We start from the raw sequence: 21,861 nt of genomic DNA, 5'->3' as shown, positions 1-21,861 counted from the left end.
ACGGCATCCTGCGCGATCAGTTCGCCATCCGATGCATCGCGCAGATCTTGTTGCCGTCGAGGTCGCGCAAGTAAGCGAGATAGAGCTTCACTCCGGAGCCCTCCCGGATGCCGGGCGGATTTTCGATCGGCGTTCCACCAGCGGCGACGCCCGCGGCGTGCCATCTGTCGACCTGCTCAGGCGAATTGGCGGCAAAGCCGATGGTGCCGCCGTTGGCGCAGGTCGCTGGCTCGCCATTGATCGGCTTCGAGACCGAGAACACGCCGGTCTTGGTGATATAGAAAATGCGATGGCCGTCAACCTTGGCTGGCCGCACCTCGAGCGTGCCCAGCAGTTGGTCGTAGAACGCCTTGGCTTTGTCGAGGTCGTTGGTGCCGACCATGATGTGCGAGAACATTTGCCCATTCCCTCAGTGTTGTAGCCCGGATGGAGCGCAGCGAAATCCGGGTCTTGCCTCACGGTTACGCCGGTCCCGGATTGCGCTGCGCTCCATCCGGGCTACGAAAATCAAAACGCCGTATAGCCGCCGTCGATCACGAACGTATCCGCCGTGTGATACGACGACGCCTTGCTCATCAGATACACCGCGATGCCGCCGAAATCGGAGGCTTCGCCGAAGCGCCGCATCGGAATCCGCGGCATCACGTTGGCGACGAACTTGTCGTTGGCCATGAGCCCTGCGGTCATGTCACTCTTGATCCAGCCTGGCAGGATCGCATTGGCGGTGACGCCGTAACGCGCCAGCTCGACCCCGAGTGCGCGCACCAGGGCGTTGATGGCGGCCTTGGTCGCGGCATAATGCTCGTTGCGCGCCGTGCCGAAGATCGAGGCGAGGCTCGAGGTCGCGACCAGCCGGCCGAAGGGATCGCCTGCATTGGCGCGATCGGTCATGTGTTTCGCCGCGGCCTGGAACGCGTGGAACACGCCATCGAGATTGGTCGCGAACATCGTGCGCCATTCCTCCTCGGTGCGCTCGATGAAGGCGCGCCGGCCGCCGCCACCGATGCCGGCATTGGCGAAGCAGCCGTCGACGCGGCCGTAGGTGTCGAGCGTCGCCTTCATCGCCGCATTGACCGAGGCCGGATCGGTGACGTCGCAGACGCGGGTGTCGACCTTGCCGGCAAGGTCGGCCAGGCTCGCGGCGGCACTCTTGTTCTTGTCGGGATTGCGGCCCCAGATCGAGACGTTGCAACCCTGGGCCGCAAGCGCCTGCGCGATGCCGAGCCCGATGCCGCCGTTGCCGCCGGTGATCACGGCGACGCGGCCGGAGAGGTCGAAAATGGTCATGGCGCGTTTCCTGTTTTTGGTCTGCGGCCCGTCAGCCGCTGCGCGCAAGATTGCTTGCTATGCTCTGATCACCATGGACAAGACCGCGACAAAAATCAAATATGCACTCCGGCAAAAACTAATTCCGGTCTGCGAAACATCGCGGCCGCAACTGACGAGGAAACAATGCAGTTCAAACACGTCACGCTCGATTTCGATGGCTCGGTCGCGATCCTCAAGCTCGACCATCAGGAGGTGATGAACGCGGTCTCCGTGGATATGCTGGGAGGTCTCGCCGAAGCGCTCGACGCGATCGAAGAGAAGAAGGACGAGGTGCGCTGCGTCGTCTTGACCGGCGCGGGCCGCGCGTTCTGCACCGGCGCGAATCTTCAAGGCCGCAACAACCAGTCGAAGAAGACCAAGGCCGGCCTGACGCTCGAGACCGGTTTTCACCCCTTCCTGCGCCGCATCCGCAACCTGCACTGCCCGATCGTCACCGCGGTCAACGGCCCGGCTGCCGGCGCCGGCATGAGTTTCGCGCTGCTCGGCGACATGATTTTGTGCGCGCGTTCCTCCTACTTCCTGCAAGCCTTCCGCCGCATCGGCCTCGTGCCGGACTGCGGCTCGACCTGGCTCCTGCCGCGTCTCGTCGGCCGCGCGCGCTCGATCGAATTGTCGCTGATGGGCGAGCGGCTGCCGGCCGAGAAGGCGCTGGAGTGGGGCCTCGTCAACCGCGTCTATGACGACGGCGTGCTGATGGAGGAGGCGATGAAGCTCGCACGCGAACTCGCCAGCGGCCCCACGGTCGCGCTGTCACTGATCCGCAAGCTCTATTGGGACAGCCCGGAAAACTCCTTCGAGGATCAGCTCAATCTCGAATTCCAGTGCCAGCTCCGCGCCGGCGACACCCAGGATTTCCGCGAGGGCGTCGGCGCGTTTCTGGAGAAGCGTCCCGCGCAGTTCAAGGGCAAATGATCGAGGCGGAGCTCTCGCGCAGCGTTGCGCGCTGGTGCCCGGGCGCGACCGGCGTCACAGGCGCCGCAAAACTGTCCGGCGGCGCGAGCCAGGAGACCTGGCGCTTCGACATCGTGCATCCCGATGGTCCGATCGGTGCGATCCTGCGCCGCTCGCCGAAGGGCTATGGCGCCGCACCGACGCGTGCAGCGGGCCTTGGCGCTGAAGCGCAGCTGATGCAGCTCGCCTATGAGGCCGGCGTGCCGTCCCCGCGCGTGATGCATGTGCTCACGCCGGAGGACGAGCTCGGCACCGGCTTCATCATGCAGCGGGTCGAGGGCGAGACCATCGCGCGCAAGATTCTTCGCGATGAGGAGTACGCGGCGGCGCGGCCGCTTCTCGCGCGGCAGATCGGCGGCATTCTCGCTGGCCTCCACAGGCTGCCGCAAGACAAATTGCCTGCGCTGCGCAGCCGGGGGGCGACACAGGAGATCGGCGAGTTCGAGCGCGACTATCGTAGCCTGAACTGGCCCAAGCCCGTGTTCGAGCTGGCACTGCGCTGGCTGCGCGACCACGATCCCGGTCCCGCGGCCGAGACCACGCTGGTGCACGGCGATTTCCGCAACGGCAATCTCATCATCGGCTCGGACGGCGTTCGCGCGGTGCTCGACTGGGAGCTCGCTCATCTCGGCGATCCCATGGAGGATCTCGGCTGGGTCTGCGTCAATTCCTGGCGCTTTGGCGAGATCGACAAGCCGGTCGGTGGGTTTGGCACGCGCGAGGAATTGTTCGCGGGCTATGAGGCCGCAGGCCGCAAGGTCGATCCGGCGCGCGTAAAATTCTGGGAAGTGATGGGGACGCTGCGCTGGGGCATCATGTGCGGCGGCATGATGCAACGGTTTCGCGAAGGGCCGGACCATTCCATGGAGCGCGCCATGATCGGCCGCCGCGCCTCGGAGACCGAGATCGATCTGTTGCGGCTCTTGGCGCCGCGCGGGAGCTGACGCATGCAGGATGAACCGACGCCCATCGAGCTGACGAAAGCAGTCGCCGATTTCCTCCGGAGCGACATCACGCCGCTGATCTCCGGCCACCAGGCCTTCAAGCTGCGCGTCGCCATCAACATCCTCGAGCTCGTCACGCGGCAGCTGACGCGGGAGAAGGAGAGCGACGCTGCGGAGGTGGAGCGCCTGCGTACGCTGCTTGGCATCGACGGCTCGGTCACCGAGCTCAACCGCGCGCTCGCCGAGCGCATCGCCCAAGGCGAGGTTGATCTGACAACGCCCGGTCTCGCCGAGCATCTGTGGGCGACCACGATGGACAAGCTCGCCGTCGATCAGCCGAATTATGCGTCCTACAAGCGGGAGCTGTCTCGAGGCGGGTAGGCGGCGCCTCAACCTCCGCCGTCATCGCCCGCGAGGGCGGGCGATCCAGTATTCCAGAGACCGCAGGGAGATACGGAGAAGCCGCGGCGTACTGGATGCCCCGGTCAAGCCGGGGCATGACACAGATGGTGTCGGGCGTCTCATCGTGAGGAGCGGAGCCGCTACTTCCCGACCCATTTCGGCGGCCGCTTCTCCGCAAACGCTTTCGGACCCTCGATATAGTCCTGCGAGGCCACCATTGCCTTGACCGCCGGATACTCCCGCTGCTCGGCGATCGCCTGCTCCAGCGACACGCCAAGCCCACGCTGGATGGCCTGCTTCGAGGCCCGGATCGACATCGGCGAGTTCTTGGCGATCATCTCGGCCCAGCGCAGCGCGGCGTTGAGCGCCTCGCCCTGTGGCACCACCTCATTGACGAAGCCGAGCTCAAGACCTTCCTTTGCGCTGACATGGCGCGCGGTGAGGATCATGCCCATGGCGCGCTTGAGGCCGATCTGCCGCGGCAGACGGTGCAGGCCGCCGGCGAGTGCGGCGAGGCCGACGCGCGGCTCGGGCAGCGCGAAGGTTGCGTTCTCCGCGGCGATGATGAGGTCGCAGGCCAGCGCGATCTCGAAACCGCCGCCCATGGCAACGCCGTTCACTGCGGCGATGATCGGCTTGTCGCAGTCGAAGCGCGAGGTGAGGCCTGCAAAGCCGCCCCTGTCCCAGCCGCGCTTGCCGCCGGCGGCCTGCCATTTCAGATCGTTGCCGGCGCAGAACGCCTTGTCGCCGCTGCCCGTGACGATCGCGATCCACTGCTCGGGATCGGCGGAGAAATCGTCGAACACTTTTTGCAGCTCGAAATGCGCATCGGTATGCAGCGCGTTGTAGACCTCGGGCCGCGACAGCGTCACGATCGTGATCGATCCCTTGCGTTCCACCTTGGAAAAGTTCAGCTCCATCGCGCGGCTCCCGCATTTTCTTGTGAAGGAATATCGGCGTCATACTAGCGCGCGTCGCCGCTCGAGCACCATCGAATTGCGTAGGTGCGCCTTGCGCCGCCGGCACGTCTCGGCTCGCTTGACTTGGCGAGGCTCTTCTCACCTTAATCATGCGAAGCAAAGACGCGCCTAGCGCCTCAACGCAAAACGAAAATCAATCCGGGAGAGAACCGTGGATTTCTCATTGCCTGCCGATCTCGTCGCTTATCTCGGAGAGCTCGACCGTTTCATCGAACGCGAGATCAAGCCGCTGGAGGAGGCCGAGGACAACATCCGCTTTTTCGATCATCGCCGCGAATGGGCGCGCACCGATTTCGAGAATGGCGGTCTGCCGCGGCATGAATGGGAAGCGCTGCTGCGCAAGGCCAAGGATCTCGCCGACGCCGCCGGCCATCTGCGGTTCCCGGTGCCGAAGCAATATGGTGGGAAGGACGGCTCCAACCTCTGGATGGCCGTGATCCGCGAGCATTTTGCCGCAAAGGGCCTCGGCCTGCACAACGATCTCCAGAACGAGCACTCGATCGTCGGTAACTTCCCCGTCGTCACCATGCTCGACCGTTACGGCCGCGACGACCAGAAGGCGATGATCGACGGTTCGATCAGGGGCAAGTACCGCATCACCTTTGGCCTCACCGAGCCGCATCACGGCTCGGACGCCACCCACATGGAGACGCGCGCGGTGCCGGCCACGCGCGACAACGTCAAGGGCTGGATCATCAACGGCGAGAAGATGTGGACCACCGGCATGCACGTCGCCACCCATTGTGCGCTGTTCGCGCGCACCGGCGGCAATGACGGCGATGCCCGCGGCATCACCTGCTTCCTGGTGCCGGCCAAGAGCCCCGGTGTGAAGGTCGAGGAATACATGTGGACCTTCAACATGCCGACCGACCATCCGCGCGTCAGTTTCACCGATGTGTTCGTGCCCGAGGATGCGCTGTTCGGCGAGGTCGGCCGCGGCCTCTCCTTGGCGCAATGTTTCGTGCACCAGAACCGCATCCGCCAGGCCGCGAGCTCGCTGGGAGCGGCCGTCTACTGCATCAACGAGAGTGTGAAATACGCCCGAGAACGAAAACCGTTCGGCAAGGCGCTCGCGGAAAACCAGGCGATCCAGTTCCCGTTGGTCGAGCTCGCCACCCAAGCCGAGATGCTGCGCCTGTTGATCCGCAAGAGCGCCTGGGAGATGGACCAGCTCACCGAGGAGCAGATCGAGCGCACGCTCTCCGACCGCGTCTCGATGTGCAACTACTGGGCAAACCGCCTCTGCTGCGAATCCGCCGACCGGGCGATGCAGGTCCATGGCGGCATGGGCTACTCACGCCACAAGCCGTTCGAGCACATCTACCGCCATCACCGCCGCTATCGCATCACCGAGGGCAGCGAGGAGATCCAGATGCGGAAAGTGGCGGGTTTCTTGTTCGGCTATATGGGGCCGGGGAAGCATTAGCGTCATTGCGAGAGCAGCGAAGCAATCCAGAAATGTTGCCTCGGAGGGACTTGGGATTGCTTCGCTCGCAGCGGGGCTAATTCACCCGTCGATCCTTCCCCGCCCAATACGGCTCGCGCAATTGCCGCCGCAAAATCTTGCCGCTCGGATTGCGCGGCAGCGCCGGCAGGAATTCCACGCTCTTCGGCGTCTTGTAGCCGGCGATGCGCGTCCGGGTGAAATTGATGATGTCGGTGGCAGTCGCCTGTTTGCCGGGCTTCATCACCACGACGGCCTTCACCGCTTCGCCCCATTTGTCGTCGGGCACGCCGATCACGGCAGCTTCCGCGATATCAGGATGATCGCAGAGCGCGCTCTCGACCTCGGCGGGGTAGATGTTCTCGCCGCCGGAGATGATCATGTCCTTGATGCGGTCGTGGATGTAGAGGTAGCCGTCCTCGTCCATGTAGCCGGCATCGCCCGTGCGCAACCACCCGTCACTGCGCAGCGTCGCAGCGGTGGCCTCCGGCAAATTCCAGTAGCCGACCATATTGGAGCCCGAGCGCGTCGCGATCTCGCCGACCTGGCGCGGCGGCAGCGGCTTGCCGTCGGCGTCCAGAATTGCGATCTCGACGCCCGGCAGGGCCTTGCCGGCCGAGCGCATCCGCTCCAGTCCCTCGACATGGTCCTCAGGCGGCAGCGCGACGATGGTGCCGGTCGTCTCGGTCATGCCGTACAGCTGCACGAAGCCGCATTTGAACACCTCGATGCACTCCTTCAGCAGCGCCGCCGGGATCGGCGAGGCGCCGTACAGCATGTATTTCAGCCGCGAGAAGTCCATCGTCTTGGCCCGCGGCTGCCGCACCACGAACTGCATCGCCGCCGGCACCATGAACAGTTTTGTGATGCCCGACTGCTCGAAGAAATCCAAAACCTTGGTGGGGTCGAACTCGCGCGCGATCACGCCGCGGGAGCCGTGATAGAGCCCCATCACGCCCCAGCCTGAGCCGCCGATGTGGAAGATCGGCATCGCTACCAGCGAGACGTCGTCGGTCGACCACCGGTTCCACTCCGGCTTGTCCTCGGCATTGCCTGTCTGCACGAGGTTGAGGAAGTTCGCGTGGCTCAGCATCGCGCCTTTCGGCTTGCCTGTGGTGCCCGAGGTGTAGAGCTGGATCGCGATGTCCTTCGTGTCGATCGGCACCTTTGGATCGTCGCCGCTCTGTGCATCGCGCCACGCCGTAAAATCCCGCCACTCCGGCGCGCCGCCCTCGGTGGTGATGACGGTGCGCACGCCCGGTATCTGATCCCTGATCTGGCGAACCTGTGTGATGAACTCCGGCCCGACGAACAGCACTGGCGCCTTGCAATCCGAAACGATGAAAGCGACTTCGGGCCCCGCGAGCCGCCAGTTCACCGGCGCCATCACCACACCGGCCTTGATCGCGCCCAACAGCAGCTCGAAATAGAGATCGCTGTTCTTGCCGAGATAGGCGATGCGATCACCCTTCTTCACACCCATTGCAATCAGCGCGTTGGCAACCTTGTTCGTTTTGATGTCGAACTCGGCAAAGCTGGTGAGGCGGCCCTCGAACTCGTAGGCGATGGCATCGCCGCGGCTGTTGGCGCGCTCACGCACCATGTCGGCGAGGTCAGCCAGTTTCTGTGTGGACATGTTTCTCCCGTGACGTTTTGTTTTTATTGCGGGGGAGTTTGGCGGCATCTGCGGGTGAAGACAAGGTGGGGGAGCCCCGCGGTCGTCCCGGACAAGCGCAGCGAAGCGGAGCGCAATCCGGGACCCATAGCCCCTAAACGCAATTTGGCGAAGACTGGTCATTGCCAATCTTCGCCAAGCTAACTTCTGTGGTTATGGGTCCCTGCGTTCGCGGGGATGACAGGTGAGGGTGGCGTGAGGGGGCGTCAGCTCCTCACGCCTTCATTCGGGCGACACAACTAGCCCCGCTTCGCCCGGTCCTTTTCGTTCTGCGCCATGATGCTCTCGCGCGCGGTCTTCCAGTCCTCGTCGCTCCAGTCGCGCAGCTGGTAGAAATTGCCGCCCATGGCCAGCGCCTGGGCGCCGTCCATGGCGATGGTCTCGCCGTTGATCCAGTTGCAGCCGCCTGAGATCAGGAACACCGCGAGGTTCTGCAATTCCTCCATGGTGCCGACGCGGCCCATCGGGTTCATCGCCTTGGTGCGCGCGCCGGCCTCGTCACCCGGCTTGATGCGTTTGCTCATGCCCTCGGTCGGGATCTCGCCGGGGGCAATCGTGTTGAGGCGGATGCCGTAGCGGCCCCATTCGGTCGCCAGCGACATCGTCATGGCGTGGATCGCCGACTTGCTCATCGCTGACGGCACCACATAAGGCGAGCCGTTGCGCACCCAGGTCACGGTGATCGACACGACGTTGCCCGGCTGCTTCAAGGCGATCCAGCGCTTGCCGACCGCATGCGTCACATAGAACGTGCCGTGCATGACGATATTGGCGACTGCGTCGAACCCGCGCGGCGAGAGCTCCTCGGTGCGGGAGATGAAGTTGCCGGCGGCGTTGTTGATGAGATCGGTGAGGGGACCATCGCGGAAGATGGCCTCGATCATCTCCTCGACCGCGAGCGCATTGCGGATGTCGACGCCGTGGCTGGTGACGCGGCCGCCATAGAGATCCATCAGCTCGGTCGCGGTCTCGTCGCACACGATCTTGCGTCGGCCGCAGATGTGCACCTCGGCGCCGAGCTGGAGGAAGCGCGCCGCCATCGACTTGCCGAGACCGGTGCCGCCGCCGGTCACGAGAATGCGCCGGCCGGCCAGAAGATTTTCCTTGAACATGGCTGTTTCCCCCGTAGGGATTGTCAGTTAATTGGTCGATTGACTAAATCCGGCCTCCAGCGTCCTGTAAAGCGGCACTGAACAAGAACAGGGAGAATTCGTCCATGGAAGATCGCGTCTCGATCTCGATCTCGGAAGGCGTCGCCGACGTGCGACTGGTGCGCAGCGACAAGATGAATGCGCTGGATCAGCCGATGTTCGAGGCCCTCGTTGCCGCAACCGACCGACTTTCCAGGGAAAAAAGTGTCCGCGTCGTCGTGCTCTCAGGTGAAGGCCGCGCCTTCTGCGCCGGGCTCGACATGGGGCGTTTCGCCGCCATGAAGGAGAAAGGCGGCGATGGAATTCCGGGTGGCGAAAATCGGGATCTCACGGTGCGCACGCATGGCAAGGCGAATTTTCCGCAGCAGGCAGTGTGGGGCTGGCGCCAGCTTCCGGTGCCGGTCATCGCGGCGGTGCACGGCGTTGCCTTCGGCGGCGGCTTCCAGCTCTCGCTCGGCGCCGACATGCGCTTCCTGGCGCCCGATGCGCGGATGTCGATCATGGAGATCAAATGGGGTCTCGTCCCTGACATGGCGGGCACGCCGATCCTGGCCTCACTGGTGCGCGACGACATCTTGCGCGACCTCACCTACACGGGCCGCATCTTCTCCGCCCAGGAGGCGATGACGTATGGGCTCGCCACGCGCATCTGCGATGACCCGCGCGCCGCGGCGCTGGAGACCGCGCGCGAGATCGCCGGCAAGAGCCCCGATGCGATCCGTGCGGCCAAGCGGTTGCTGAACAATCTCTCGGTCGATCCGGGCCCGGCGCTGCTCGCCGAGTCCGTCGAGCAGCAGAAGCTGATCGGCAGCCCCAACCAGACCGAAGCGGTGCGCGCCAACCTGGAAAAGCGTGCGCCGAAGTTCGCGGATTAGCCCTTGTCGTTCCGGGATGGTCCGAAGGACCAGACCTCGGGTGCGCAATTGCGCACCAGAGTTCGGCTCTCCGAGCCGCCCCGGAATGACAAACACAACAACAAAGAAAAACAAAATGAGCGAAACGTCCCCATTCCTCGGCATCGTCTCCGGCGACCGCCGCCGTTCCCATGCCGAAGTCGCCGATCGCGCCGACCGCATCGCGAGCGGCCTTGCCAAAATCGGCGTCAAGCAAGGCGATTGCGTCTGCATGCTGATGCGCAACGACATCGCCTTCCTCGAAGCCGCCTACGCCGCGATGCGCCTGGGCGCCTACGGCGTGCCGATCAACTGGCACTTCAAGCCGGAGGAGATCAATTACATCTTGAACGACACCGGCACGTCCGTGCTGATCGGGCACGCCGACATGCTGCACGCGCTGCGCGATGCGATCCCGCGCGGCGTCACCGTGCTCAGCGTGCCGACGCCGCCGGAGATCCGCTCCAACTACAAGATCGATCCGGCTCATCTGGCGACGCCTAGCTTCGCGATCGATTTCGAATCCTGGCTCGCGCAGCAGCAGCCCTATGACGGCCCGGTCGTGCCGCAGCCCATGAACATGATCTACACCTCGGGCACGACAGGCCATCCCAAGGGCGTCCGGCGGAAGGCGCCGACGCCGGAGCAGCAGGCCGCCGGCGAGCGCATGCGCGCGATGATCTATGGACTGAAGCCCGGGGCCTGCGCGCTGCTGCCGGGCCCGCTCTATCATTCCGCGCCGAACTCGTTCGGCATCCGCGCCGGCAAGCTCGGCGGGGTACTGGTGCTGATGCCGCGGTTCGAGGCGGAAGAATTTCTGCAAGCGATCGAGCGATACAAAATCGACACCATCTTCATGGTGCCGACCATGTTCATCCGCCTGATGAAACTGCCGGAGGCAGTCCGCAACAAGTACGACGTCTCGTCGCTGCGCCACGTCATCCATGCCGCCGCGCCGTGCCCGGCCGACGTCAAGCGGGCCATGATCGAGTGGTGGGGACCGGTGATCTACGAATTCTACGGCTCGACCGAGTCCAGTGCCGTGACGTTTGCGACCTCCGAGGACGCGCTGAAGAAGCCCGGCACGGTCGGCAAGATATCGCCCGGCGCCGAGCTCCGCTTCATCGGCGAGGACGGCCGCGTGCTCGGCGTGGGTGAGATCGGCGAGATCTATTCCCGCATGGCGGAGCTGGCCGACTTCACCTATCACAACAAGCCGGAGAAGCGCGCCGAGATCGACCGCGACGGCTTCATCACCTCCGGCGATGTCGGCTATATCGACGAAGACGGCTACGTCTTCATCTGCGACCGCAAGCGCGACATGGTGATCTCGGGCGGCGTCAACATCTATCCGGCGGAGATCGAGTCCGTGCTGCACGCGGTATCAGGCGTGCATGATTGCGCGGTGTTCGGCATCCCCGACGCCGAATTCGGCGAGGCGCTGATGGCGGTGGTCGAGCCGCAAGCCGGCGTCACGCTCGATGAAGCCGAGGTTCGCGCCGCGCTGAAGGCGCATCTCGCCGACTACAAGGTGCCCAAGCACATCGAGATCCGCACCGAGCTGCCGCGCGAAGACTCCGGCAAGATCTTCAAGCGCCGCCTGCGCGACCCCTATTGGGAGCGGGCGGGACGGAAGATCTGAGGTGATGCCGTAAGGGTGGGCACGTCGCAAGGGCCCCTTTGCCTACGGGACTTCGCTCCATCCGGATCTACGTCTTGCGGGCCTTGAAGCGTCTTAGCAGGGACAGATTTCGATCCTATATAGATGGCGTCATCCACCTCCGGATCATGTCATGACCCCCGTCTCCATCCTCCTCAACATCGTCTGGATCCTCATCGGAGGCGCCTGGATGGCGTTTGGCTGGCTGATCGCCGCGATCATCATGGCCATCACCATCATCGGCCTGCCCTGGGCGCGGGCGGCCTTCAACATCGCGGTCTACACGCTGCTGCCGTTCGGTTCAAAGGCGGTCAGCCGCTACGAGGTCACGGGTGTCGAGGATATCGGCACCGGCCCGCTCGGGGTGATCGGCAACATCATCTGGTTCATGCTGGCCGGCTGGTGGCTGGCGCTCGGCCACCTCGTGACCGCACTGGTGCTCGCTGTCACGATCATCGGCATCCCCTTCGCCTGGGCCCATCTGAAGCTTGCAGGCATCGCGCTCTGGCCGATCGGCAAGGTGATCGTGCCGGCATAGGCCCGTGACCGTGAACGTCGGCTTTCGACGGCAGAGCGGAAGTCGCACGGTTTGGCCATCATTGACGGCTTGTGGACCCATGCCGGTCGTCGCCTGTCCGTCCGACACGTCGTTTTCGGGCTGCTCGTCTCGCGCATCTCACGTACATGACAGGAAGAAAGTTAACCACTTTGATTTAACCTAATTTAATATTGAAGACATTAAATCGTATAAAGTGCCACGATACCCGAGCAAGCTTTTGGGGCAGGGCGTTGCGGGCGCACGTGCCCTGGTGGCCCAAGCTCGTTCTATCGGAATGGAGCTGGCTGGCATGGATCGAGAAGACCTTGACGCGATGTCCATCGATGAGTTGTGGGCGCTTCACACTGAGGTCGATCAGATCCTCGCTGCGAGGCTCCTTGCGGAAAAGCGCGAACTCGAAAAGCGGCTCGATCAGCTCGGCCAAGGAGCAAAAGCAAACCCGAACGAACCGGCAAAGAACTCCCCGGCGAAGCACTAGAATGCGAAAGCCGGTTTCTGGCGGGAACCGGGGTTCTGTTATATTTAGTGATTGAAATGAATTAACGTAATTTAATTAATTCGGAGCTCGATGGGGGTTTAATTGCAGCAACCGTGAGGGGCTCGATGTCCTCATCCGAACACAACTACCGGCGCGAGTTTTTGAAGACCTGCGGAAAATTCGCGGCCGTAACTCCTCCTGCCGTAACCATGCTGCTTTCGAGATCAAACTCGGTCGCGGCGTGTGGCGGGGAGGGCGCGGGGGCCCATAAACACTATCATCACAAACGCGGTGAAGATTAGCTGAGGGTCGCCGACCGGGGCGCGGCCTTACTGCTCATCTCTTCTCGCGACGAAATCGGTGGAGAACCTTCGGAGGTTCGAACCCTCGGTACGTCGCCACGCGGAGGACCGGCCATGAGTGGTCTCCATCATCTCCAGACTTCCCCGGCGGCCCTGGCCCGGGCCGATCTTCTCAAATCGGCCAAGGTGCCGGCGGGCAATCCCTGGGTGGATGCCGCTGCCGCTCTTCTTCGTCACCGTTTCGAAGCGCTCGCTTCTCAGCTCGCCGAACTGGAAGCGCTTCGCGAACGAGTGCTTGAGGCTGAGCAGAAGCTCGACCCGAGTTTCACCTGATGAAAAGCTAGGTCGGGCAACAGCAAGCACCGCTAGCTTGATGAACTCGGCCCCGTTCCGCTTCTGGGCCTCTGAAGAGTGCTGCCGCGCCAAAGAAATAGGGCGCCATTGGAGGCAGATATGCTCAGATCGGTGATCAAGTCTACTGTCATAGCAGCGTTGTTGATCACCTTGATTAACCCGCCGGTCATCACCCAGGCCTTTGGCCACGGGAGCGGTGGTGGCGGTGGTGGTGGTGGCGGCGGTGGTGGCGGTGGTGGTGGTGGCGGCAGCGGTGGTGGTGGCGGCAGCGGTGGTGGTGGCGGCAGCGGTGGTGGCGGCGGCGGCGGTGGTGCCGGTGGCGCTGGAGCTGGCAGCGGTGGTGCCGGTGGCGCCGGAGCTGGCGGCAGTGGTGCCGGTGGCGCGGGAGGCGCTGGAGCTGGCGGCAGTGGTGCCGGTGGCGCGGGAGGTGGTGCAGGAAGCGCTGGTGGTGCCGGCAGCGGTGGTGGGGGTGACGCTGGTGGTGCTGGATCTGCGAACGGCGGTGCCGGTGGCGGTTATGGCGGGGGCCATGATTATGCTGGTGCATCCAGCTTGCCCTACTCGAGCCGGCTGGGCACGAACATGCAGATGATCCAAAGAAGCAATGCTTGGCCTCGCGGTGGTTGGGTTCGTGGCGATACTTTTTTTTATGGGTTCCGCGAACGCGCGCCCCGGCTGCGGTGGGATATGTGGAGGTACGCAGCGCCCTCATCTGATCTCCACAGGCTTCACAAGGCTCAGCGAACAAGGATCAAGCCGCACGAAATGCGGAAGATATTGTCGGACCAGAAATCTGTGCAATCGTTCGGGGCGCGAACCTCAGTGGACGCCCATCGCCGAGGGCGCGATGATGCGACAGCTGCCAGCGGACCGGTAAATCGCTCGCGGGTCGAAGTTCAGGCAGCGCCGCCATCCGTGATCGAGCGTCAGGAAGAGCAAAGGACTGGCGCGGCGCCGGTAGATGTCCCGGCGGATGTAATTAAGGTCACGTCGCCACCCGCGATCGAGCGCAAAAGCGAGGAAACGATCGGCACGGCACTCGTAGACGCGGATGTCGCTCAAGTCAGCCCGCCATCCATCATCGAACATCACGACGCGTCGATAACGAGGTCACTCGAAGGGCTGGTCATGATGATGGCACTCGTGGCACTTGGTCTTGTCCCATTGCTCATTCGCCATGGGTATGCCCAACGCGTGTTAGCCTATGCTGCGACGCGTCGCTCCGAACCACAAGTTGGCGATGCTCGCCCCGTCTACTTACTTTGTCCACCGCGGATCGAGGCCGATCCAGATCTCGTATCCAATCTGGAAGCCTCCGTGAAAAACGTTCTCGACACAATCAAGGAGGCGGAGGCCGAGATCGCTCTCTCGCGACAGCTCCGAAGACCCTCGTGAAGCCGAGACCCTCGCTTTGTCAGTACACCACGTGCAGGGAAAAAAGAGCGCGCCATAAGCCGTAAAACCATTGCGCAGGGAAGGCCGGGAGCCCGGCATCACCTGTGGTCAACCCGCGTGCGTTTCTCGCGTGCGGACCCTGGGTGCCAGCCGGCGCCCGGCCTTCCCTGCGCCCTTTCTTCTCGATGAGGGCGAAACGGTCAGCAGAGCTCGGGCGGAGCGCGCCGCGAGACCGCGAAGAGATGCTTGTTGAAAGACTGATTGTTTTCTTGTGCCCCGGACGCAGCGCAGCGCGCCCCCGGCAATGCAAGGCATCGTCCGGTGCGGGGTGATGCACTGCAGAGCCGGGGCCCAGAATGCGGCGATGTGCTCTTCGGCTCCTGGTCCCGGCTCTGCGCCGCAACGCCCGCAACGCCAAGGGCGTTGCAGCGCGTCCGGGACGCGAGCCTCGCCGGCAGTGTGCACCGCCCCCAACTTCACCTTGCACTGCGGTAGAAAAATAGCGCACACTCCTCCCGACCGGGGAGCCGAGCCAGCTCTTCAAGAGAGCGCTTGAAGGGGAGCGAGCCATGTCCCTCCAGACCGTACCATCCGACGCCAGTGAGCATCGCCCCAATCGCCCTGAGGACGTCCAGGCGATGGAGGCCGATGCGCGGCTGCGGGACGACATCCGCCTGCTCGGGCGCATCCTCGGCGACACCGTCCGCGACCAGGAAGGGGCCGACGTATTCGACCTGGTCGAGCGTATCAGGCAGACCTCGATCCGGTTTCACCGCGATGAGGACCGGCTCGCCCGCCGCGAGCTCGAGCAGATCCTCGATAGCATGTCGATCTCCGAGACGGTGCGGATCGTCCGTGCCTTCAGCTATTTCTCGCACCTTGCCAACATCGCCGAGGACCAGAACAACATTCGCCAGATGCGCGCGCGCAGCGCCGCCAGGAGTGGCGGCTCCGGCGTGCTGGCGGAAACGCTCGCCCATGCCAGGGACGCCGGCATCGGCCCTGACCAGCTGCGCAACTTCTTCAAGACCGCGCTGGTCAGCCCGGTGCTGACCGCGCACCCGACCGAGGTCCGCCGCAAGAGCACCATGGACCGCGAGATGGAGATCGCAGCCCTGCTCGACCGCCGCGAGCGGGTCGCCATGACAGCGGAGGAGGCCGACGCCAGCGACGAGCAGCTCCGCCGCGAGGTGCTGACGCTGTGGCAGACCAATCTCTTGCGCCGGACCAAGCTCACCGTGCTCGATGAGGTCGCCAACGGCCTGTCGTTCTACGACTACACTTTCCTGCGCGAGGTGCCACGCCTGATCAACGCGCTGGAGGACCGGCTGGACGAGCGCGGCGAACAGGCTGCGAGCGAGCTCGCCTCGTTCCTGCGCATGGGCAGCTGGATCGGCGGCGACCGCGACGGCAATCCCTTCGTCACCGCCGACGTGATGCGCGGCACGCTGCGGCTGCAGTCGAGCCGGGTGATGCAGTTCTATCTGAACGAGTTGCACGTGCTCGGCTCGGAGCTGTCGATCGCGGCGCATCTCGCCGACGTCTCCGAGGAGCTGCGCACCTTGGCGGAGCGCTCGCCGGACACCTCGCCGCACCGGAGCGGCGAGCCTTATCGCCTTGCGGTTTCCGGCATCTATGCGCGCCTGACCGCGACGGCCGAAAAGCTCGAGGTCGAGATCACGCGCCGGCCGGTCGGCAAAGCGGCGCCATACGAGAGTGTCAGGGAGCTGCAGGCCGATCTCGACGTGCTGCATCGCTCGCTGGTCTCCAACAACGCGCGCGTTATCGCCCGCGGCCGGTTGCGGCATTTGCGGCGCGCGGTGGACTGCTTCGGCTTCCATCTGGCGCGGCTCGACATCCGCCAGAACTCGGCGGTGCACGAGCGCACAATTGCCGAGCTGATGGACGCCGCCAACCCCGGCATGTCCTATCTCGCGCTCGGCGAGGACGCGCGCATCTCGCTGCTCACCAATGAATTGCGCTCGACGCGCGCGCTGGTGTCGCCCTTCGTCAAGTACAGCGACGAGACCATGGGCGAGCTCAACGTCTTCCATGCCGCCGCGGAAGCGCATGCGAAATTCGGCTCGGATGCCATTCCCCAATGCATCATCTCGATGTGCAAGGGCATGTCCGACATGCTCGAGGTCGCCGTGCTCCTGAAGGAAGTGGGCCTGGTCCATCCTTCAGGGCGCAGCGCCATCAACATCGTGCCGCTGTTCGAGACCATCGAGGATCTGCAGGCCTCGAGCGGCATCATGGACCGCATGCTGTCGCTGCACGATTACCGCCGCCTCGTCGACAGCCGCGGCAGCGTGCAGGAGGTGATGCTCGGCTATTCCGACTCGAACAAGGACGGCGGCTTCGTAACTTCCGGCTGGGAGCTCTACAAGGCCGAGATCGGCCTCGTCGAGGTATTCGAGCGCCATCATGTGCGGCTGCGTCTCTTTCATGGCCGCGGCGGCTCGGTCGGCCGAGGCGGTGGGCCGAGCTATGACGCCATCATCGCGCAGCCCGGCGGCGCCGTGAACGGCCAGATCCGCATCACCGAGCAGGGCGAAATCATCTCGTCGAAATATTCCAACGCCGAGGTCGGACGCAACAATCTGGAGATCCTCGCCGCGGCAACGCTCGAAGCAAGTCTGCTGCATCCGCGCCAGAGCGCGCCGCGCCGCGAATACCTGACTGCGATGGATGAATTGTCGAACCTCGCCTTCAAGGCCTATCGCGGCCTCGTCTACGAGACCGAGGGCTTTGTCGATTACTTCTGGGCTTCCACGGTCATCAACGAGATCGCAACGCTGAACATCGGCAGCCGCCCGGCCTCGCGCAAGAAGACCCGCGCGATCGAGGATCTGCGCGCGATCCCCTGGGTGTTCTCCTGGGCGCAATGCCGCCTGATGCTGCCGGGCTGGTACGGCTTCGGCAGCGCGGTCGAGCAGTGGATTGCGGAGCATCCCGACAAGGGCATGCCGTTCCTGAAAGAGCTCTACACGGAATGGCCGTTCTTCCGCATGCTGCTCTCGAACATGGACATGGTGCTGGCGAAGAGCTCGATCGCGATCGCCTCGCGCTATGCCGAGCTCGTGCCGGACGAAGCTTTGCGCGAGAAGATCTTCGGCCGCATCCGCCGCGAGTGGCATTCCTGCATCGAGACGCTGCTCGACATCATGGGGCAGGACCGCTTGCTGCAAGGCAATCCGCTGCTGGAGCGCTCGGTGCGGCACCGTTTCCCCTATCTCGATCCGCTCAACCACGTGCAGGTCGAGCTCTTGAAAGAGCACCGCGCGCAGAATCCCGACGAGCAGGTGCTGCGCGGGATTCAGCTGACGATCAACGGAATCTCGGCGGGGTTGCGGAATACGGGGTAGGGCGAGGCAGCCCGCCGCACCCTCGCTCGTCACGGCCGGGCTTGACCCGGCCATCCACGTGCCTCTGCAACCACGGGACAGGCGTGGATGCCCGGGTCAAGCCCGGGCATGACGAACAGAGTGCGGGGCATTCAACAGAAATGCGCCCCCTGCGTCTCCACATAGACCGCATAGAGCGACTGGCTCGCGGTCATGAACAGGCGGTTGCGCTTCTTGCCGCCGAAGCAGACATTGGCGCAGGTCTCCGGCAGCAGGATCTGGCCGATGCGCGCACCGTCGTTCGGTGCGAACACCTGCACGCCGTCGTAGCCCGGCCCGACCCAGCCAGCGCCGACCCAGATGTTGCCTTCGGTGTCGACGCGCAATCCGTCCGGGAAGCCCGACTTGCCCTCGAGCTTCATGTCGATCAGCTTCTTCGGGTTCGACAGCTTCGTCCCGTCGATGTCGTAGGACCACACCACGTTCTCGGCCTGCGGATAATGCGTGATGCCGGTGTCGCAGACATAGAGCTTCTTGTAGTCGTGGGAGAAGGCGATGCCGTTCGGCTTGAACGGCTCGTCCGCGACTTTCGCCAGTTGGCCAGTTTGCGTGTCGAGGCGATAGACGGCTTCCTTCTGGTGTGGCTGAACCGAGCCTGTGTTGGCGAGCTTGCCCTCGTAGATGCTGATCGCGCCGTAGCCGGGATCGGTGAACCAGATTGCTTTGTCGTTGGGATGCACGACCATGTCGTTCGGGCCGTTGAGCGGCTTGCCGTTTGCCTGCTCGGCCAGCGCTGTCACCGAACCGTCATGCTCGTAGCGGACAAGACGGGTGCGCTCGGCACTGATCTGACGTCCCTCGGTGTCGAATGAATTGCCGTTGGCCTCGTTCGACGGCTTGTGGAACTGCTCGGAGATGTGGCCGTCGTCGTCGAGATAGCGCAGCTGCCGGTTGGCCGGGATGTCGCTCCAGACGAGATATTGGCCTTGCGCGTTCCACGCCGGCCCCTCCGCCCAGAGGCAGCCGGTATAGAGCCGCTTGATCGCGGTGTTGCCGACCTTGGCCTTGAAGCGTTTGGGGTCGATGACGACGATGTCTGGGTCGGGATAGCGCTGCGGCTCGGCGTTGGCCCCGAAGTCGCGGGCGTCGGCGTTGGAGGCGAGCAAGGTCGATGCAGCGAGTGTCGCCGCACCTTGCAGCAGGGTGCGGCGGTCGAGACCGCTGCTGGCCGTTGTGTCGTCGGGGTTGGTCAGTATTCTTGTCATGGTTTCCTCCCAAAGTTTCGTTGGGAGGACACCATTCGCCCGCATTCAGGCGTAAACCGGGGCGATCTCCGGCCGAGACAACCGAAGATCGCAGGGCAGGAATGCCGGAAATGCGGCTAGACGGGATCCCAAGTAAAGATGTCGGCGGAGCGGTCGAGCTTGTAGAACGAGCCCTTCAGCGCCGGCATGCCGTGTTCCGCGATGGATTGCGGCGTCCAGCCTTCGCTCCGCTGCACCGAGCGGATCGGGCGGTTCTGGCTGAACAGGAAGATCTCGTTCATGCGCACGCCGAAGATCTGGCCGGTGACGTCCTTGGCGGAATCGCCGAGCAGATAGCCGCAGAGCGGCGCGATCTTCTCCGGTCCCATCTGCTTGATCTTCTCGACCCGCGCCTTCTCCGCCTCGGTCTCGGTCGGGATGGTGCCGATCATGCGCGTCCAGGCGAACGGCGAGACGCAGTTGGAGCGGACATTGAAGCGGCCCATGTCGAGCGCGATCGACTTCGACAGCCCCACGATGCCGAGCTTGGCCGCGGCGTAATTCGCTTGTCCAAAGTTGCCGATCAGGCCGGAGGTCGAGGTGAAATGCACGAAGGAGCCCGACTCCTGCTCGCGGAAGATCCGCGCCGCAGCGTGGCTGACGTAGAACGAGCCCATCAGGTGCACCTTGATGACGGCCTCGAATGCTTCCACGCTCATCTTATGGAAGATCATGTCGCGCAGGATGCCGGCATTGTTGACGACGCCGTCGAGCCGGCCGAAATGATCGGTCGCGGTCTTCACGATCTTGCTGGCGGGGATCGCTTCCGCGACGCTTTCGAAATTGGCGACCGCGCTGCCGCCGCGCTTCTTGATCTCCTCGACCACTTCCTCGGCGGGCGCGGCGTTCGAGCCGGCGCCGTCGGCGGCCCCGCCGGGATCGTTGACCACGACCTTGGCGCCTTCGGCCGCACACAGCAGCGCGATCTCGCGCCCGATGCCGCGGCCTGCGCCGGTGACGATGATGACCTTGTCTTGCAGTGATTTCGTCATGCTAGCCTCTCTATGTTGCCGTCGCGGCCGCAGCTAACCAAGCTCGTCACGCGCGGGCGTGACCCGCGCATCCATCTTCAGAAGAGGATGGATTGCCGGGTCAAGCCCGGCAATGACGAGCAAATGTTGTCCGAGCCGCTTACCTCTCGTTCGTGAACACGATCGTGCCCGATGCCGCGAACATGCCGCCGACGCCATGGCACACCGAAATCTTCGCATTCGGCACCTGCGCCGGTGCGATCCCGCGCATCTGGCGCACGCTCTCCTGAAGCGCGTACATGCCGTACATGCCGGAATGCATGTAGCTCAAACCGCCGCCATTGGTGTTGAGGGGCAGTTTCCCGCCCGGCCGCGTGTTGCCGTCGGCGATGAACTTCCCGGTCTCCTCGTACGGCATGAAGCCGAGATCGCCGAGGCCGAACAGCGGCAGATGCGCAAAGGCATCGTAGATCATGAGGTGATCGACGTCCTTGTGTGTGATGCCGGCCTCCTTGAAGGCCAGCGGGCCCGCAACTTTGAACGCGCGCGAGGAGTTGAACGTCTCCATCTGGCTGACCATCGGCGTTTCCACGCTCTCGCCCGTGCCCATGATGTAGACGGGCTTCCTTGGAAAATCCCTGGCACGGTCGGCCGAGGTCAGGATCAGCGCGCCGCCGCCGTCGGTGACGAGACAGCATTGCAGCAGCCGGAACGGATAGGCGATCATACGCGAGTTGAGCACATCGGCGACCGTGATCGGGTCCTTCATCATCGCGCGCGGATTCTTCGCCGCCCATTCCCGCTGCACCACCGCCACCGAAGCAAGCTGCTCATGCGTGATGCCGTAGGTCTTCATGAAGCGCAGCACGGGAATTGGGAACATGCTCGGCGGGCCGTAGACGCCATAGGGCGCTTCGAACTGGCCCTGCAGGCTGTCTGCGGGAATCGAGCGCGGCAGCTTGCCGATCATCGACTTGCCGCTCTCGGCATGGGTGATCAGCACCGTCTTGCACAGGCCCGCCTCGATCGCCGCCGCCGCATGGCGGACGTGCAGCATGAAAGAGCAGCCGCCGACCGAGGTGCCGTCCACCCAGGTCGGCTTGATGCCGAGATAGTGGCAGACCTGCTGCGGTGTTTCGACCGCGGTGGCAAAGCCGTCGATGTCGGACAGCTTCAGCCCGGCGTCGGCAATGGCATTGAGCGCCGCATCCGCATGGAGCTGGAGCTGCGAGGCGTTGGGGATGATACCGAGCTCGGTCGTCTCGGCCGCGCCGACGACGGCAACCTGGTTCCTGCGCATGACTTACCCCTTCACCGGACGGAACACGGGGAGGGTGATCTTGTCGTCGAGTGCCTCGAAAGCGACCTCGAGCTTCATGTCGAGCTCGAGTGCCTCAGGCGTCTGCGGGCAATCGATGATGTTGCTCATCATCCGCGGGCCTTCGTCGAGTTCGACCACCGCGATGGCGTAAGGCGGCGTGAAGCCCGGCGCGGCGGGGCGATGGTTGATCACGTAGCTGTAGAGGAAGCCCTTGCCGCTCGCCTTGAAGATGCTGACCTTGCGCGAGGCGCAGGAGGGGCAGAACGGGCGCGGCGGGAAGTAGACATGCGCGCAGGCATCGCAGCGCTGCAGGCGCAATTCGCCGGCTTTCGTGCCGTCCCAGAAATGCTGGGTCTCCGGCGTCGGTTTCGGTCGCGCGCGCTGCGGTTCGGCCATTCGGA

The 21,861-nt window shown here is 64.1% G+C and carries 21 protein-coding genes; 12 read left to right on the top strand and 9 right to left on the bottom strand.

Features of this window, described 5'->3' with window-relative positions; translation table 11 throughout:
* Nucleotides 1-16: 16 nt before the first annotated feature.
* Together EAV90_RS12965 and EAV90_RS12960 are read right to left on the bottom strand one after the other, a co-directional pair.
* On the bottom strand, nucleotides 17-397 hold the full coding sequence (locus tag EAV90_RS12965; RefSeq protein ID WP_122404256.1) for a VOC family protein: 381 nt from the start codon (nucleotides 395-397) through the stop codon (nucleotides 17-19).
* 110 nt (nucleotides 398-507) lie between these two features.
* Nucleotides 508-1,287, bottom strand: coding sequence for an SDR family NAD(P)-dependent oxidoreductase (locus EAV90_RS12960; RefSeq protein WP_129143541.1), 780 nt, complete (start codon nucleotides 1,285-1,287; stop codon nucleotides 508-510).
* 165 nt (nucleotides 1,288-1,452) lie between these two features.
* On the opposite strand from EAV90_RS12960, the gene EAV90_RS12955 reads away from it, so the two are divergent.
* The 3 genes from EAV90_RS12955 to EAV90_RS12945 are packed head-to-tail and all read left to right on the top strand — an operon-like array spanning nucleotide 1,453 to nucleotide 3,605.
* A complete protein-coding gene (locus EAV90_RS12955; protein ID WP_100230120.1) occupies nucleotides 1,453-2,241 on the top strand; it encodes an enoyl-CoA hydratase/isomerase in 789 nt (262 codons plus the stop codon).
* Nucleotides 2,238-3,224 (top strand): phosphotransferase family protein, encoded by a 987-nt coding sequence (locus EAV90_RS12950; protein WP_129143540.1) that lies wholly within the window; start codon nucleotides 2,238-2,240, stop codon nucleotides 3,222-3,224. Before EAV90_RS12955 ends, EAV90_RS12950 begins: the two co-directional genes overlap by 4 nt.
* Nucleotides 3,225-3,227: 3 nt before the next feature.
* Complete coding sequence (locus tag EAV90_RS12945) at nucleotides 3,228-3,605, top strand: DUF6285 domain-containing protein (RefSeq protein WP_122404253.1); 378 nt, start codon at nucleotides 3,228-3,230, stop codon at nucleotides 3,603-3,605.
* A 161-nt stretch (nucleotides 3,606-3,766) separates the two neighbouring features.
* On the opposite strand, the gene EAV90_RS12940 is transcribed toward EAV90_RS12945, so the two are convergent.
* Nucleotides 3,767-4,546 (bottom strand): enoyl-CoA hydratase-related protein, encoded by a 780-nt coding sequence (locus EAV90_RS12940; protein ID WP_129143539.1) that lies wholly within the window; start codon nucleotides 4,544-4,546, stop codon nucleotides 3,767-3,769.
* Between the two features lie 211 nt (nucleotides 4,547-4,757).
* On the opposite strand from EAV90_RS12940, the gene EAV90_RS12935 reads away from it, so the two are divergent.
* On the top strand, nucleotides 4,758-6,032 hold the full coding sequence (locus EAV90_RS12935; RefSeq protein WP_129143538.1) for an acyl-CoA dehydrogenase family protein: 1,275 nt from the start codon (nucleotides 4,758-4,760) through the stop codon (nucleotides 6,030-6,032).
* A gap of 76 nt (nucleotides 6,033-6,108) precedes the next feature.
* Here the strand turns inward: EAV90_RS12935 and EAV90_RS12930 are convergent, their stop codons facing one another.
* Complete coding sequence (locus EAV90_RS12930; protein ID WP_129143537.1) at nucleotides 6,109-7,686, bottom strand: fatty acid--CoA ligase; 1,578 nt, start codon at nucleotides 7,684-7,686, stop codon at nucleotides 6,109-6,111.
* A 278-nt stretch (nucleotides 7,687-7,964) separates the two neighbouring features.
* Complete coding sequence (locus EAV90_RS12925; RefSeq protein WP_129143536.1) at nucleotides 7,965-8,837, bottom strand: SDR family oxidoreductase; 873 nt, start codon at nucleotides 8,835-8,837, stop codon at nucleotides 7,965-7,967.
* A gap of 104 nt (nucleotides 8,838-8,941) precedes the next feature.
* Between EAV90_RS12925 and EAV90_RS12920 the strand changes: the two genes are divergently transcribed.
* The 8 genes from EAV90_RS12920 (at nucleotide 8,942) to ppc (ending at nucleotide 17,885) form a co-directional block, all read left to right on the top strand.
* The gene (locus EAV90_RS12920; protein WP_129143535.1) at nucleotides 8,942-9,751 is read left to right on the top strand and encodes a crotonase/enoyl-CoA hydratase family protein; all 810 of its coding nucleotides are present in this window, start codon (nucleotides 8,942-8,944) and stop codon (nucleotides 9,749-9,751) included.
* A gap of 115 nt (nucleotides 9,752-9,866) precedes the next feature.
* Nucleotides 9,867-11,411, top strand: coding sequence for an acyl-CoA synthetase (locus EAV90_RS12915; protein WP_129143534.1), 1,545 nt, complete (start codon nucleotides 9,867-9,869; stop codon nucleotides 11,409-11,411).
* A 151-nt stretch (nucleotides 11,412-11,562) separates the two neighbouring features.
* Nucleotides 11,563-11,967, top strand: a complete 405-nt coding sequence (locus EAV90_RS12910; protein ID WP_122404246.1) for a YccF domain-containing protein — start codon at nucleotides 11,563-11,565, stop codon at nucleotides 11,965-11,967.
* 310 nt (nucleotides 11,968-12,277) lie between these two features.
* Entirely contained in the window at nucleotides 12,278-12,466 is a 189-nt protein-coding gene (locus EAV90_RS40085; RefSeq protein WP_181956124.1) for a hypothetical protein, read from the top strand.
* A gap of 416 nt (nucleotides 12,467-12,882) precedes the next feature.
* A complete protein-coding gene (locus EAV90_RS12900; protein WP_129143533.1) occupies nucleotides 12,883-13,101 on the top strand; it encodes a hypothetical protein in 219 nt (72 codons plus the stop codon).
* 220 nt (nucleotides 13,102-13,321) lie between these two features.
* A complete protein-coding gene (locus EAV90_RS40080; protein WP_208738487.1) occupies nucleotides 13,322-13,714 on the top strand; it encodes a hypothetical protein in 393 nt (130 codons plus the stop codon).
* 323 nt (nucleotides 13,715-14,037) lie between these two features.
* A complete protein-coding gene (locus EAV90_RS12890; protein ID WP_129143532.1) occupies nucleotides 14,038-14,517 on the top strand; it encodes a hypothetical protein in 480 nt (159 codons plus the stop codon).
* Nucleotides 14,518-15,086: 569 nt separating this feature from the next.
* Nucleotides 15,087-17,885: a phosphoenolpyruvate carboxylase gene (ppc, locus tag EAV90_RS12885; RefSeq protein ID WP_129143531.1), complete on the top strand. Its 2,799-nt coding sequence runs from the start codon at nucleotides 15,087-15,089 to the stop codon at nucleotides 17,883-17,885.
* Between the two features lie 131 nt (nucleotides 17,886-18,016).
* Here ppc and EAV90_RS12880 read toward each other — a convergent pair whose 3' ends face one another.
* The 4 genes from EAV90_RS12880 to EAV90_RS12865 all read right to left on the bottom strand — a co-directional run bounded on the left by EAV90_RS12880 (nucleotide 18,017) and on the right by EAV90_RS12865 (nucleotide 21,856).
* Complete coding sequence (locus EAV90_RS12880; protein ID WP_129143530.1) at nucleotides 18,017-19,129, bottom strand: SMP-30/gluconolactonase/LRE family protein; 1,113 nt, start codon at nucleotides 19,127-19,129, stop codon at nucleotides 18,017-18,019.
* A 116-nt stretch (nucleotides 19,130-19,245) separates the two neighbouring features.
* Nucleotides 19,246-20,160, bottom strand: a complete 915-nt coding sequence (locus tag EAV90_RS12875; RefSeq protein ID WP_122404241.1) for an SDR family NAD(P)-dependent oxidoreductase — start codon at nucleotides 20,158-20,160, stop codon at nucleotides 19,246-19,248.
* A 139-nt stretch (nucleotides 20,161-20,299) separates the two neighbouring features.
* Nucleotides 20,300-21,439, bottom strand: coding sequence for a thiolase C-terminal domain-containing protein (locus EAV90_RS12870; protein ID WP_129143529.1), 1,140 nt, complete (start codon nucleotides 21,437-21,439; stop codon nucleotides 20,300-20,302).
* A 3-nt stretch (nucleotides 21,440-21,442) separates the two neighbouring features.
* The gene (locus tag EAV90_RS12865; protein WP_122404239.1) at nucleotides 21,443-21,856 is read right to left on the bottom strand and encodes a Zn-ribbon domain-containing OB-fold protein; all 414 of its coding nucleotides are present in this window, start codon (nucleotides 21,854-21,856) and stop codon (nucleotides 21,443-21,445) included.
* Nucleotides 21,857-21,861 lie beyond the last annotated feature (5 nt).

The organism is Bradyrhizobium vignae (genome assembly GCF_004114425.1).
GTDB lineage: Bacteria > Pseudomonadota > Alphaproteobacteria > Rhizobiales > Xanthobacteraceae > Bradyrhizobium > Bradyrhizobium vignae.
This window is presented reverse-complemented; position numbering and strand designations above follow the sequence as displayed.

Bases quoted from the DNA above. Each gene is read 5' to 3' on its own strand.
- EAV90_RS12955 (WP_100230120.1), top strand. From the start codon at position 1,453: ATGCAGTTCAAACACGTCACGCTCGATTTCGATGGCTCGGTCGCGATC.
- EAV90_RS12965 (WP_122404256.1), bottom strand. From the start codon at position 397: ATGTTCTCGCACATCATGGTCGGCACCAACGACCTCGACAAAGCCAAG.
- EAV90_RS12940 (WP_129143539.1), bottom strand. From the start codon at position 4,546: ATGGAGCTGAACTTTTCCAAGGTGGAACGCAAGGGATCGATCACGATC.
- ppc (WP_129143531.1), top strand. From the start codon at position 15,087: ATGTCCCTCCAGACCGTACCATCCGACGCCAGTGAGCATCGCCCCAAT.
- EAV90_RS12910 (WP_122404246.1), top strand. From the start codon at position 11,563: ATGACCCCCGTCTCCATCCTCCTCAACATCGTCTGGATCCTCATCGGA.
- EAV90_RS12865 (WP_122404239.1), bottom strand. From the start codon at position 21,856: ATGGCCGAACCGCAGCGCGCGCGACCGAAACCGACGCCGGAGACCCAG.
- EAV90_RS12875 (WP_122404241.1), bottom strand. From the start codon at position 20,160: ATGACGAAATCACTGCAAGACAAGGTCATCATCGTCACCGGCGCAGGC.
- EAV90_RS12960 (WP_129143541.1), bottom strand. From the start codon at position 1,287: ATGACCATTTTCGACCTCTCCGGCCGCGTCGCCGTGATCACCGGCGGC.
- EAV90_RS12900 (WP_129143533.1), top strand. From the start codon at position 12,883: ATGAGTGGTCTCCATCATCTCCAGACTTCCCCGGCGGCCCTGGCCCGG.
- EAV90_RS12945 (WP_122404253.1), top strand. From the start codon at position 3,228: ATGCAGGATGAACCGACGCCCATCGAGCTGACGAAAGCAGTCGCCGAT.
- EAV90_RS12930 (WP_129143537.1), bottom strand. From the start codon at position 7,686: ATGTCCACACAGAAACTGGCTGACCTCGCCGACATGGTGCGTGAGCGC.
- EAV90_RS12870 (WP_129143529.1), bottom strand. From the start codon at position 21,439: ATGCGCAGGAACCAGGTTGCCGTCGTCGGCGCGGCCGAGACGACCGAG.
- EAV90_RS12915 (WP_129143534.1), top strand. From the start codon at position 9,867: ATGAGCGAAACGTCCCCATTCCTCGGCATCGTCTCCGGCGACCGCCGC.
- EAV90_RS40085 (WP_181956124.1), top strand. From the start codon at position 12,278: ATGGATCGAGAAGACCTTGACGCGATGTCCATCGATGAGTTGTGGGCG.
- EAV90_RS12950 (WP_129143540.1), top strand. From the start codon at position 2,238: ATGATCGAGGCGGAGCTCTCGCGCAGCGTTGCGCGCTGGTGCCCGGGC.
- EAV90_RS12925 (WP_129143536.1), bottom strand. From the start codon at position 8,837: ATGTTCAAGGAAAATCTTCTGGCCGGCCGGCGCATTCTCGTGACCGGC.
- EAV90_RS12920 (WP_129143535.1), top strand. From the start codon at position 8,942: ATGGAAGATCGCGTCTCGATCTCGATCTCGGAAGGCGTCGCCGACGTG.
- EAV90_RS12880 (WP_129143530.1), bottom strand. From the start codon at position 19,129: ATGACAAGAATACTGACCAACCCCGACGACACAACGGCCAGCAGCGGT.